The 12311-nt window shown below is 41.8% G+C and carries 12 protein-coding genes and 1 pseudogene; 11 read left to right on the forward strand and 2 right to left on the reverse strand.

The window, feature by feature from the left end; all coding sequences use genetic code 11:
- The first annotated feature begins 223 nt into the window (after nt 1-223).
- Both BLS58_RS11640 and BLS58_RS11645 read left to right on the forward strand, forming a co-directional pair.
- Complete coding sequence (locus BLS58_RS11640) at nt 224-676, forward strand: hypothetical protein (RefSeq protein ID WP_090398973.1); 453 nt, start codon at nt 224-226, stop codon at nt 674-676.
- A gap of 20 nt (nt 677-696) precedes the next feature.
- Complete coding sequence (locus BLS58_RS11645; RefSeq protein WP_090398974.1) at nt 697-936, forward strand: hypothetical protein; 240 nt, start codon at nt 697-699, stop codon at nt 934-936.
- 367 nt (nt 937-1303) lie between these two features.
- Here the strand turns inward: BLS58_RS11645 and BLS58_RS11650 are convergent, their stop codons facing one another.
- Nucleotides 1304-2326: a DUF3231 family protein gene (locus BLS58_RS11650; RefSeq protein ID WP_090398975.1), complete on the reverse strand. Its 1023-nt coding sequence runs from the start codon at nt 2324-2326 to the stop codon at nt 1304-1306.
- A gap of 1193 nt (nt 2327-3519) precedes the next feature.
- On the opposite strand from BLS58_RS11650, the gene BLS58_RS11655 reads away from it, so the two are divergent.
- From BLS58_RS11655 to BLS58_RS11690, 7 genes are all read left to right on the forward strand, one after another.
- Nucleotides 3520-4035: an MFS transporter gene (locus BLS58_RS11655; protein ID WP_143018907.1), complete on the forward strand. Its 516-nt coding sequence runs from the start codon at nt 3520-3522 to the stop codon at nt 4033-4035.
- Nucleotides 4036-4351: 316 nt separating this feature from the next.
- A complete protein-coding gene (locus BLS58_RS11660) occupies nt 4352-4783 on the forward strand; it encodes an RNA polymerase sigma factor (protein WP_090398977.1) in 432 nt (143 codons plus the stop codon).
- On the forward strand, nt 4767-5015 hold the full coding sequence (locus BLS58_RS11665) for a helix-turn-helix domain-containing protein (protein WP_090398978.1): 249 nt from the start codon (nt 4767-4769) through the stop codon (nt 5013-5015). The genes BLS58_RS11660 and BLS58_RS11665 overlap by 17 nt, the downstream gene beginning before the upstream one ends.
- A 1062-nt stretch (nt 5016-6077) precedes the next feature.
- On the forward strand, nt 6078-6224 hold the full coding sequence (locus BLS58_RS11675; RefSeq protein ID WP_090398980.1) for an SHOCT domain-containing protein: 147 nt from the start codon (nt 6078-6080) through the stop codon (nt 6222-6224).
- 73 nt (nt 6225-6297) lie between these two features.
- Entirely contained in the window at nt 6298-8052 is a 1755-nt protein-coding gene (locus BLS58_RS11680; RefSeq protein WP_090398981.1) for a recombinase family protein, read from the forward strand.
- Nucleotides 8052-8345 carry a sulfite exporter TauE/SafE family protein gene (locus tag BLS58_RS11685; RefSeq protein WP_090398982.1) on the forward strand — a complete coding sequence of 98 codons (294 nt, stop codon included), beginning with the start codon at nt 8052-8054 and terminating at the stop codon, nt 8343-8345. The genes BLS58_RS11680 and BLS58_RS11685 overlap by 1 nt, the downstream gene beginning before the upstream one ends.
- A 166-nt stretch (nt 8346-8511) precedes the next feature.
- Nucleotides 8512-9834, forward strand: coding sequence for a short-chain fatty acid transporter (locus BLS58_RS11690; protein WP_090398983.1), 1323 nt, complete (start codon nt 8512-8514; stop codon nt 9832-9834).
- A 31-nt stretch (nt 9835-9865) separates the two neighbouring features.
- On the opposite strand, the gene BLS58_RS11695 is transcribed toward BLS58_RS11690, so the two are convergent.
- Nucleotides 9866-10801: an NADP-dependent oxidoreductase gene (locus tag BLS58_RS11695; protein ID WP_090398984.1), complete on the reverse strand. Its 936-nt coding sequence runs from the start codon at nt 10799-10801 to the stop codon at nt 9866-9868.
- A gap of 134 nt (nt 10802-10935) precedes the next feature.
- On the opposite strand from BLS58_RS11695, the gene BLS58_RS11700 reads away from it, so the two are divergent.
- Nucleotides 10936-11208 (forward strand): hypothetical protein, encoded by a 273-nt coding sequence (locus BLS58_RS11700; RefSeq protein ID WP_090398985.1) that lies wholly within the window; start codon nt 10936-10938, stop codon nt 11206-11208.
- Between the two features lie 149 nt (nt 11209-11357).
- A pseudogene (locus tag BLS58_RS11705) lies at nt 11358-12308 on the forward strand (FAD-binding oxidoreductase); the annotation flags it as partial.
- Nucleotides 12309-12311: the final 3 nt, after the last annotated feature.

Consider the following 12311-nt stretch of genomic DNA (forward strand, 5'->3'; position numbering starts at 1 on the left):
AAAAAGTCAAACATTTTTTAAATAATTGGGTTGACATTATGTGGTTTCTGTATTAGTCTACTGAATATACAACAAAGAATTGAACTTGAATTAAGGATATTGATTAAAAAATGAATACGTGTGTGTGTTAACTGGTGGAGCCTGCTCATTTGCGGGCTCCTTTTGTCTTTTTTGAACATAAGAGCTAGGGCATTGGATGAGTATTTAATGAGAGGGGTTCTGGATGGTTAATCAACCGTTGATATCGCAAGTAAGCGCTATCCTTATTGAGCATGCACGTGAACAAGGGGTATCCGAATTGCAATTACAACGTGCTATTCGGGATGAAGACGTTGATTTTCTAAATAAGGTAAGTGGTGAGCATTTTAAATATGATGAGTTGTTCGCTCATGCATATAGGTATGGTGAGGATCTGGAAAGAGCGTTATTGCAAGGATACCAAATGAATTTTAATACGCTAGAAGGTCTGCAAATATGGCTCATGCAGAAATTTGGCTTTGAAGAAGGCGTTTCCTACCAAATCGAAAAGGGGGAGTTCAAACATATAGTAGTAAAAAACGATATTTTACAAACATTAGAAAGTAGACTTGCCACCAATTGGACAGTAGTTAAAAACGATGAAGATGAAGAGCAAAAAGAACATGACGTATCATTGCAATTAAATACTTGGTTTTGATGAAGGAGAACAGCCAGAGGATGAAGTACTATGAATTTGTTTCCCCATTTTATGCATTGATTAAAGCACAAAACGAACGAAAAGCAAGAGCTATATACAAAAAACAAGTCTGGGAAGGAGGGGGCGATCAATGGCGGGAGCGATCACGAGATTATGCCATAATGAAATTTGCAATGGCTCACGATAGCAGAAACACAGAAGTTAGATTAATGCTTACGGAATTTATGGATGATGAAAATGACGTTTTGTTATCCGATTAAAATTATGGATGGTAGCATTCGTGTGGTTTCCCAGCATTTTTCGGTGGTAAGTTTTCGGAGGGGATCTTAATTAGTGGGAAAAAGGTAGTATTATGGTCAATGTTAATATGGGTAGTTGTTTTTCCAATTAGAATTATACTGATCTTACTGCTTGTTAATAATCTACTCAATAATCCATTGTGATCATTATTTCATTATTATAGTATTTATTATAAAATTAAGGATGGTAAAAATGATGTTTTTGTTAATCGATCAAAATTGCTGAAAAGAATGATCTGATTCAAAATGAAACTGTCTTTATGCAATGCAACCCTACAAAGGTGATCAGCCGATGAATTATAATATCGGCCTCGTTATTTGGTGATTATCATATTTCACTTCCATCTTTATTCTTCGCTAATTTTTCTCGATCTTTCGCTCCTGGCGGTTGTTCAAGCCATTGATGTTTTATCATGATATCAGCTCCACTTTTGGCAAGCTTGGCATTTTCTAACGATAATCGTTCATAATCAGTTGCAATATCGCTTCGTTGACTAGCGGCTGCAGCTGTCGCATAGTTTCCTACACCTGAGGAAATGAGCAGAGACATATTAAACATCATTAATTTGTCGGAAAACGTTGGGGTAGTAGAGTCACTGACACCTACATCTGGTATGCTTGAGACCTCAATTTCATCCTCTAAAAGCTTGTAAGTAAAAATTTTTGTGTGTTTCTTTGAGACGTCTTTTCCTCGTAGCATAAAATCTTGAACCTCTTTGCGTGGGGAGGTTTGAGCAAAGGCGATACACAATTTCATTCCTATAGAATTCGTGAGGACATTCATATATAAATGGGAAATTTCAACGGCATTTAAGGGACGTTGATCGCTAAAAGGGTTGAAACCACTCATATATGCTTTACTATCTATATAATCGCTGCTTTTAGGGACTTCAATAAAAGGGTGCCTACCAGCGATACCCTTTTCAAGCTCAATTTTGCTTGCTTGATTATAAAGCTTATTTGCTTCCGTTAAGGCTTGTGAAAAATAGGTTCGTATGTCATCCCTGTCACTCAACGAAACAAAGCCACTGTAGGAGAGCATTCCTACTTTCCCCATGTGCCTCATAAAGGATATACAAAGCGTATCTGTAAACAACCATGGCGCGTTCATGTCGACGTCTTGTTCACCAAAACCATTTGGGAATGCGTATGATTCGTCCTCAAAAATGGTGCGTAACTGCTTTAGGTGATCAGATGTAAGATCATAGGCGTACTGCACAATGGGCTTAATGTCTGCGTCTGAAATGTGTTTGAGCATAAAACGTAAGATACAGGCAGACATACTATCATTCATGTAAGCTGTCCAAAGGGAACCAATTTCTGCAGATGTTAAGTGAACATTTTTTGGCATTTTTGGGACCTCCTCCTAAATGGATATTGAGATATGTTATGTTAGATATTGAATTGACACGAAGGTTAAAGGCGCTATCCAGTAGTGACACAGTATAAGTATCACTCATGTCAATCGCATTATGCTTTCCATATATTTACTTCACTAACACCGGTTGTCGCTTTTATGCAAACGGAGCGCCTTAATGGAATAAATAAGTGCCTATTATTGGGGTCAACATCTTTGGGTCAAAGGCTACTTGTGTACAACAGTTGGAACGATCAATGATTAAACGATCCGTCAGTATATTGAAGGTCAGCAAGTTGAAGGCGACGGCATGTTTAACATCGATGAATAACCAGAGAACCGAGTTTCAGTCGGAAAACTTCAGTTGGCTTTCAGCCAAAGGTCTTTTAGCTGGCTTTAGTTGAATAGTGGGCTTTCAGCCGTGAAGGGAACCTACCGGCTTAGGCCAGTAGTCGTTTAGCAAAGGAGGCTGTCTTAGGCTCTGAGAATGACTAAAACAGCGTTTCATTTGTTCTTTTACTCCGGCTCAAGGTAAAGTCATTGCTGAAGGGACCAGCGGAGAACTGAAAGCTTCCGTCGGTTCAGGCACCTTACACGTACGATTGCTTGAACCGGAAACCCGCCCGGAGGCAGACACAGATACTGGCTGAGAAACTTGCCACTGCGATTCACCTTTCACCGATCCGTCCGCCTTTTCAGCCCGAATATCGGATACCGCATGGTATTAGGTATTGCTGCTATTGCAGGGCAGGTTCTTGGTGGTTTTATCGTAGAGGCTGATTTGGGAGGTCTAGGTTGGCGCATGATTTTCCTAATCAATGTACCCATAGGCATTTTTCCCATTATCATGGCACGGTTTATCCCTGAATCTCACGCTCCTGAACGGCCGTTGCTTGATTGGGGTGGCGTGGTGATTGTTAGTCTGGGGCTTATATTATTCCTGTATCCGCTTATTGAATCGCCAAACCATGGATGGACCATCTTATCACTTGCTGCTTCTGCATTGGTGTTACTAGGATTTTGGCGGCATCAGGAAAGACGACGAATGGCGAATCAGCAGCCGCTGGTAGACACAATGCTCTTACGTCAATCCCGGTTTAATATGGATGGCAGTCTGGTATTGCTGATTTATTCTACGTCATCTGTATTTTTCTTAACCTATGCGCTTTTAGTACAAACGGGTCGGTTTGAGCCCGCTTGCCGCAGGAAGTCTATTTGTACCTTGCAGCATCGCATTTACTGCATCTTCCATAGCAGCCGCCCGTCTTGTAGAACGTTTTGGAACCATTGTTATCTTTTGGGGAGCCGTATTCTATACGTTCTCATTTGCTGTATTAATCGGGCAAGTATGGATCGCAGGTGGTGAATTGGTTGCTATTCACCTTATCCCGGCACTTATTTTTGTAGGAATTGGGCAAGGGTTAGTTATGACACCACTCTTGAATCTTGTATTGGGCTTTGTAGAAGAGAGCAAGGCAGGGATGGCCTCAGGAGTTATTGCTACTTTACAACAGGTAGGTCCAGCTATTGGTGTTGCAGCAGTAGGCATACTCTTTGGTACCGCAGTTGCTGATGCTGCCGGAGGAGACGCCCAGAGCAGTCTATATGTTTCTGCTTTTGGCAGTGCGATGATTTACAATCTTATCGCTTCTTTGATTTCAGCGTTTCTGATTTGGAAAATGGCAAAAATGAAAGCAAACTGATGGTTACCCAGTCATTTGGTCTTCAGTACATGAAAATTGTCATTTTTAAGCTGGCTGGCCGAGTTATTCGTAGTCATTGCACAAATTTTTATCAGGTATGCTCTCTACTTAAATAAAGGTATAAAAATAATCGTGGATGTATTAGCTAACAAATAAATCATACCTATACCCAACTGTCTATCCATTTTCAGTTGGGTTCCTTTTTCTCAAAAAAATTTCATCAAATCTTTGGCAATTTCTAAAAACATTTGTTGAAGGATATGAAAGGGGAAATCATCGCCCACCTTTGCAGCCATTGCGAAGGGAGATGACATGCATGATCAAACCAAGTCGTACCGAATGGCAAATACGCTGTGCGTTTAACGCCTTTTGTAAACGTGTGTTAAAGAATGAAGCAACCAACATTTACCACGAGAGACGGCGACAACAAGCCAAGGAAATGACTTTTTCCGGTTTAACACCCCAAGAAGAAAATCAGCTCTATACCTTAGACAAACATGAAGAAGACGAACGAGATTTTCAAGTGGCCGGGAAAAGAATGACGTCAAGGTTAGTGGCTCAAGCCATGCACACGTTGCCAAAAGAAAAGCGTATCGCTGTCCTCTTATCCTATTTCTTTCATCAATCAGATATAGAGATCAGTCAACTGCTCGATGTTCCACGCAGTACCGTGCAGTATAGGCGGACAAGCGCATTAGAACGGTTAAAACGATTTTTGGAGGAACATGCAGATGAATGGGTTGATTAATACCGAGAACAATGAGCGTGGTTTGTTGCCGTTTCCGGTTATTTTAGCTGCAAATAAGGGTGAAGCCGAAGCCATGAAAGTCGTTATCCAGCATTATGAAAGCTATATGGCCAGCCTGTCCATGCGAAAACTTCAGGATGAGCAAGGAAACACCTATTGGGGCATGGATAAAGATACACATGATCGCTTACGATCCAAACTTATGCAGTCTGTTTTGGCTTTTGAGATTTAAGCAGAGAATGATTAGTATTCCCCTTTCGTTATAATCATTTGATCCTTGACAAACGAGCATGGAAGATAACGCCATGCCTTATAATTAGAAAAATCAGATACGTTCTGCTGATGTTGAGCTACATGATTCTTGCGCCATGACTTTCTTTGGAAACGAGCGATTATCAAGAAATCTAATGTAATCGTGGTGGATTACTGGCGATGACCCATCAGTATGGATAATGATACTCCCCTATAGTCATAGTTTGAGCGTTAGAAGCGTCGCAAAGCAATGAGTAGGGCTGGAAGAAATACTTGCAGGGGTGAAATTCCCGTGGAGCTTTACCAACAGCCGTCTGATTTTTAAAATAGGTAGTGTGGTTGATGAAATATTGGAGTTGATCGTAAATCAGCAAGGTTTTGTACGGTAAATTTTTAGGAGATCCTGGCTGAAATGGGATTTCCTATAGGGTGGGAATCGTATTTCCGTTGAGTGAAAAACATTATTTCGCAAAAAGCTTAAAACAAATGGCGTTTGTACGGTAAAATAGAAATAACGGAAATTAACACTTCATCCTCGACAAAGGTCTACGAGTGTATAGATTTTTTTCAGTGTCTATTGTCAATGGAACAGTTTGAATACTGATATTACCAAATTCAAACAGCTCAAGTTTTTTGTGAAATGATACCAATTATTGTCAGGAAATGTCACGGTGGGACTTGTTCTTCTACCCTTTGGTCTTTGAAAATTAAATAGATCCATTCCGGTACGCTCCCCGCATGAGAAGCCAGTTTGCAGATGCGCCAAGACCATCATGTGAAATGAGAGCAATGTCATCTATAGCATAAATTAAGTGGTGGTTCCACTTAGGGCGATGATCCATGTGGAGGGATAATGATACTTCCGTTCAGCCACAGCTTTACCTTATGATGGTGATTCACGCAATGGGGACGGCTCGCAGCGATCCTGGGAGAGGTGAAAATCCTATGGGCCAATCTTTAACCACTGGCCGCTGGAAGGGATATTGTTATAGTAAAACCTTCAAGTTAAAAATTTGCTTTGGTAAATTTTCAGGAGGTAACTATGGATAAAACATTATTGAAGTATAGTATGAAAATTGCCATGTTAAAACAGTTGCTCGCATTGTCCCTGATTACAGAAAAAGAATTTATTTTAGTAAAAAACCATTTAATGGAAAAATACGGAATAATATCAGAGGTGAATTTTTAATTCGCACAATGGTGAATCAACTCCAATCTTATTATACTTGTAAGTGAGAATAAGATGAAAGGAGTTTTTAAGCATGGAAAATTACGAAGTTGAAGTCATAAAAGCCAATCGAAAATTAACTAATCGGACCAATTCCGATCTTTCCGACACTTTGAAAGTAGCTCCTTATGCGCGTGTAAGCACAGATACTGAAGAACAGCTCAGCAGTTATCAATCCCAAGTACAGCATTACACAGACATGGTGGATCAACGTAGTGATTGGACATTAGTAGATATTTATGCTGATGAAGCAATTACTGGAACACAAACGGTGAAACGAGAAGATTTTCAGCGGCTTATTAATGATTGTATAGATGGAAAGATTGATATGATCATAACGAAGTCGATATCAAGGTTTGCCCGAAATACATTGGATACTTTAAAGCATGTTCGTCAATTAAAAGAGAAAAATATTGCGGTTTTGTTTGAAGATGAGAACATTAATACAATGACAATGGATGGAGAACTTTTGCTCACCATTTTAAGTTCAGTCGCACAACAGGAAGTAGAAAATATTTCTGCCAATGTGAAAAAGGGACTGCAAATGAAAATGCAGCGAGGTACTATGGTTGGTTTTCAAAGCTGTCTTGGTTATGATTATGATCCACAAACCAAAGAGATTTGCATTAATAAAGCAGAAGCTCAAATAGTACGCTACATTTTTAGACGTTATATTGAGGGAATAGGAACCGGAGTTATTACAAGGGAGCTTATGCAAGCTGGACTTAAAACCAAAAAAGGAAGTGAAATTTGGAGAGATTCGACTGTTCTTTTCATCCTAAAAAATGAAAAATATAAAGGAGATTTATTGCAAGGGAAATCATTTACGGTTGATCCCATATCTAAGAGAAGACTTGCAAATTTTGGTGAGGTCAACCAGTATTACGTTAAGAATCATCATGAACCAATTATAAGTAGAGAAGTGTTTGATAAGGCACAAGATTTTTTAAACAGAAGAAGCAAAGCGAAATTGAAAGGGAAAAGAAAACATGGAAAAACCGGTGGAAAGTATAGTAGGTTATATACATTTAGCAGCTTGTTGGAATGCGCACATTGTGGAAACATTTATAGTCGGCGTTCGTGGCATGCAGAGACTACACATAAGAAAACAGTGTGGGAATGCGTTACTAAAACTAAAAAAGGAAAGAAATATTGCCTTCATAGTAAAGCCGCAGGAGAAGCAGTTCTTGAGGAAGCTTTTGTGCAATCATATCGGAAGCTTTGTCGAAACCATAAGGAAGTATTGAATGAATTGCTTCATACAATGGAATCTTTGCTAATGGATAAAAAGCAGCAAAAAAGACTAGATAAACTCTCAAAAGAGATTAATCATATAGAACAAAAAAGTCGAAAGTTACTTGATTTATTAATGGAAGAAGAGATCGATAAAATTTCTTATGATCATAAACGAAATGAACTGCAAACAACCGAAGCTCGATTACGTGAAGAAAAAGAAAAACTGGAACGATCAATTCAACAAACAAATTCCGTAGAAGCACGGATTAAGAAGTTTCAAGAAGTGCTGACGGAAAATGATATCTTACCTGAGTTTGACCGTCATGTATTTGAAAGCATCACAGAAAAAGTGATTATGGGTGATCCTACTAAACAAAAACCTAACCAAATCACATTTATATTTAAGACAGGTGAACGTAAAATTATGGATGGAAAAAGACTTGCAGATGATCAAAAAAAGCCCGTAGAAAAAGAAAGGAGTGAGCCGCTTTCCCTTTCCTTTAACAACACAGGTAGAGAGCGTGACGCGGTTGGTGCGGAGGTAATGCCGTAATGATTGCGATCATTTTTTTTTCTCTCATCGGCGTTCTTATCGGTATGACATCCAGTTTATTCGGGTTCGGCGGTGGTTTTATCGTCGTACCGATTCTTTACGCCTTCTTGCCTGACACGATTCCTGCTGATTATGTGATGCATACGGCGATTGGAACGTCACTCGCCGTGATGATTATCAATTCTTTCAATTCAACGCTTAATCATGCGAGAAAAGGGAATGTGCAGGTAGAAGGATTGCGCAAACATTGCCCGACCCCCTGTTTTCGAAAGCGTATATCGTTTTGCTTGTAATTGTTGTGGTTATGATGGTATTTGGCTAAAATGCTTAGCCAATTACCACTCCGTACACAACAATTTTGATTCTCTTTAGAATGTATGAAAGTCACTTGAAAATATTTTGATCATTATGTATATTAATAATATACTTATACCTTCTATTATTAAAGGGGAGCTCGTAATGTTTGTTTCTATCACACAATTTTTTGATCGTATGGTGCAACGTTATCTGCCAGATGCCTTTTTGTTTGCGATTATTTTGACTTTAGTTGTTTTTATCGGTGGCATTTTTATGGCTGATAATACACCGCTTGCTATGATGCAACATTGGGGTGATGGTTTTTGGGATCTATTGGACTTTTCAATGCAAATGGCACTTATTGTTGTAACAGGATATATTTTGGCAAACACCCCGATTGTAAAATCTATTCTTTCGCGATTGGCATTATTTGCTCACACCCCGGCGCAAGCCATTGTGCTTGTTACTGTTGTCGCGACCATTGCGTGTCTCATTAACTATGGTTTCGGTCTTGTTCTCGGAGCATTATTTGCCCGCCATGTTGTTCGTAACGTGCCAACCGTTGATTTTCGTCTGTTGATTGCATCTGCCTATAGTGGCTTTATCGTCTGGCATGGAGGGTTATCCGGCTCTGTTCCTCTCACAATCAATACACCTGGTCACTTTCTGGAAGATATGCTAGGGACAATTCCTATTACGGAAACCATCTTTTCTTCGTATAATATATTTATAGTCGTGGCTTTTCTAATCAGTTTACCTTTGGTTAATTTGCTGCTACTGCGAGGAACGGATCAAACGAATAAAATCGATCCTTCATTTTTGGAAGAAGCAGCATCACGGGAAGATGAATCGACCCCACATCAAACACCTGCCGATCGTTTAGAAAATAGTCAATTGATCTCAATGGTCATTGGTTTTCTCGGACTCGGTTATGTCGTCTATTTTTTTGCTACGCAGGGGTTGGATCTTAATCTGAATATCGTAAATTTTACCTTCTTATTTCTTGGGATTCTCCTTCATCGGACGCCGAGACGTTATTTACGAGTGGTGAGTGATGCCGTTAAAAACGCGGGAGGGATTATTATCCAATTTCCTTTCTATGCCGGTATTATGGGTATGATGGTGGAATCTGGATTATCTGAACAGTTATCACTATTCTTCATAAATATATCTACGGAAGTTACTTATCCGCTATTTGCGTTTTTAAGTGCGGGCATTGTGAATTTTTTCGTCCCATCCGGCGGAGGGCAGTGGGCGGTTCAAGGTTCGATTATGATTCCCGCTGCTCTCGAAATCGGTGTGAATCCCGCACGTACCGCTATGGCTGTAGCTTGGGGGGACGCTTGGACTAATATGATCCAACCTTTTTGGACGCTCCCGTTATTAGCCATCGCAGGATTAAAGGTTCGTGATATTATGGGTTTTTGTCTTGTGATTCTTTTCTGGTCACTTATACCGATTTCTATCGGGTTATTGTTTATTTAAAAAAACCCCGGTGCAAGTCTTTGCACCGGGATTAAGGCTGTTCTTTAATTTTGATCACGAGTTTCCCTTTCGTATGGCCGCTCTCGATTTGTTCATGGGCTTCTTTTACGCCTTCCAAGGTGAAAGGGTAGACTTTTGTGATCACTGGACGGATGGCGTTGCTCTCTATGAGTTCGCGTATTTCTTTCATCAAGCGACCGGATGTTGAAATGGAGGTAAATACGGCGGTGATTCCTGCGCGTTCGGCCGCCTGTTTATCGGGCTGTCTTGCAATAGAGACGAGACAGCCATCTTTTTTTATAATATCGAAGAATTGACTCTGCTGTTCGCCGCCGACACAATCAAACACGGCATCGGCAGCATCGATACGGTCGAGCATGGATTTTTTCCTGTAATTGAGCACGTGATCGGCCCCGAGTTTTTTCATGAGCGATTGGCTGTCTGAGCCACCGATCGCGGTGACGGTCGCTCCCAAATGTTTGCCGATTTGAATGGCGAAGGTGCCGACTCCGCCTCCGCCTCCGACGATGAGCAAGTGATCGCCCTTTTTGATACGGATGCGTTCGTTTAGGTTTTGCCAGGCTGTGAGTGCGGCTAAAGGGGTGGCCGCTGCCTCCTGAAAGCTGGCTTGTAAAGGGAGGCGGGTAAGGAGAGTTTCATCGATGGCAACAGCTTCTGCGTAAGTAGCCCCCGGTATTTGCTTTGGCGTGGCAAAAACACGATCCCCGACGGAAAAACGGGTCACTTCAGGTCCCTTGCCAATCACGATGCCGGCAATATCACTGCCGGGGATGACCGGGAAGTCGAGGTTTTGTCTTTTGCCTTCTCTAATTTTAAAATCAATCGGATTAACAGACGTCGCATACATTTCTACGAGAACGTCGCGTCTCCCCAGTTCAGGTTCCGTGATCTCCAGTAGCCGCAATTGCTCCCGTCCGCCGAATTGTTCAATCCCGACCGCCTTCACGGGTATCACTCCCTTTTACTTCTATATTACCCATTTTCACGGATTTAGAATCTCAGAAATGGGTGGTTTTCTCCATGATGGCGCAAATGATGTATAATGATTAGTGAAGAGTTAAAACGAAAGGGGATGGAAACTTGTCAACTAAGGAAGAAGTCATCGAGATGATAAAAAAGATGCCTGATAATGCGTCAACGGACGATATCATGGAAAAATTATTTGAAAAAATCAAACGCGAAATAAAAAGCGCCAGATTCCACGCTCAAAGCGCCAGAATATCATCGAAAACCGCCAGAATCTCCCCCGAAACCGAAAGATTCTACGCAAAATCCGCCAGATTCCACGCGACCCACACGCAAGCCGGCATCATATCAAAAGCTGCAACGATAGGTTATAATGAAAATAGATGAGAGGGGGCCTTAACGTGACGCCAAAATGGGTGGAAGCCTTACAACATGTCATCCCGGACAACCGTCTGCTCACGTCGTTGCCCGACCGGTTCAGTTATAGTTTTGATGCGTCTTTTGGCGAGTATTTACCGGAAGCGGTTGTGCAGGTGATGTCGCGGGAAGAAGTTGTCGAAGTCGTAAAAGTAGCTGATCACCATGAAGTTCCCATCACACCGAGGGGTCAGAGCACGTCCCTGAGTGGCGGGCCGCTTCCCGTTCACGGCGGGATTGTGCTTGATTTTGCCTTATGGTCGCAGACATTGGATGTCGATCCGGAAAACAAGACAGTAACGGTTTCGCCCGGTGTTCTTACTGCGGATATTAATGCAGCTGGCGAACCTCACGGGTTGCTATACGCCCCTGATCCGAGCAGCGCCCATGTCTCCACGATCGGCGGCAATTTAGCCGAAAATTCGGGCGGACCGAAAGGCCTGAAATACGGGGTGACGAAAAATTTCGTCCTCGGCCTGGAAGTCGTCACTGCCCAGGGAGAAATCATTCAAACCGGCTATCGGACATCGGAAGAAGAGCCTTTTGATGTAACGAAATTGATCGTTGGTTCCGAGGGAACGCTAGGGGTGATCACCGAAGCCACCCTCAAACTTATGCCGATTCCGCAGGCGACGAAAACGATGATGGCGGTGTTTGATGACATCGTAGATGCGGGAGCCGCGATCTCGAAAACGCTGACGTCCGGTATATTCCCGTCAAAAATGGAATTAATCGACGAAGGGTGCATGGTCGCGGTCGAAAATTACCAGCCATCCGGACTTCCGGTCGACGCGAAAGCGGTCATTTTGATCGAGCTGGACGGCCATGCCGACGCGCTTGCTGATGAAGCCGAACAAGTCGCCAATATCGTAAAAAGCGTGGGCGCAAGAGAAACCAAAATTGCCGCAAACGAGCAGGAAGCCGCGCAAATCTGGACCGCGCGTAAAATGGTGTCCCCGGCGATCTCACAAGTCAAACCGACAAAAATATCCGAGGATGCTACCGTGCCCAGAAGTAAAATCCCCGAGATGATGCAAAAATTACACGACATTCGTGACCGCTATGACCTGGAT

This window comes from Natribacillus halophilus, assembly GCF_900100185.1.
Lineage (GTDB): Bacteria > Bacillota > Bacilli > Bacillales > Marinococcaceae > Natribacillus > Natribacillus halophilus.

What these genes read in the sequence shown, in the direction of transcription:
- BLS58_RS11640 (WP_090398973.1), top strand. Translation starts at nt 224, where the DNA reads ATGGTTAATCAACCGTTGATATCGCAAGTAAGCGCTATCCTTATTGAG.
- BLS58_RS11645 (WP_090398974.1), top strand. Translation starts at nt 697, where the DNA reads ATGAAGTACTATGAATTTGTTTCCCCATTTTATGCATTGATTAAAGCA.
- BLS58_RS11650 (WP_090398975.1), bottom strand. Translation starts at nt 2,326, where the DNA reads ATGCCAAAAAATGTTCACTTAACATCTGCAGAAATTGGTTCCCTTTGG.
- BLS58_RS11660 (WP_090398977.1), top strand. Translation starts at nt 4,352, where the DNA reads ATGATCAAACCAAGTCGTACCGAATGGCAAATACGCTGTGCGTTTAAC.
- BLS58_RS11665 (WP_090398978.1), top strand. Translation starts at nt 4,767, where the DNA reads ATGAATGGGTTGATTAATACCGAGAACAATGAGCGTGGTTTGTTGCCG.
- BLS58_RS11675 (WP_090398980.1), top strand. Translation starts at nt 6,078, where the DNA reads ATGGATAAAACATTATTGAAGTATAGTATGAAAATTGCCATGTTAAAA.
- BLS58_RS11680 (WP_090398981.1), top strand. Translation starts at nt 6,298, where the DNA reads ATGGAAAATTACGAAGTTGAAGTCATAAAAGCCAATCGAAAATTAACT.
- BLS58_RS11685 (WP_090398982.1), top strand. Translation starts at nt 8,052, where the DNA reads ATGATTGCGATCATTTTTTTTTCTCTCATCGGCGTTCTTATCGGTATG.
- BLS58_RS11690 (WP_090398983.1), top strand. Translation starts at nt 8,512, where the DNA reads ATGTTTGTTTCTATCACACAATTTTTTGATCGTATGGTGCAACGTTAT.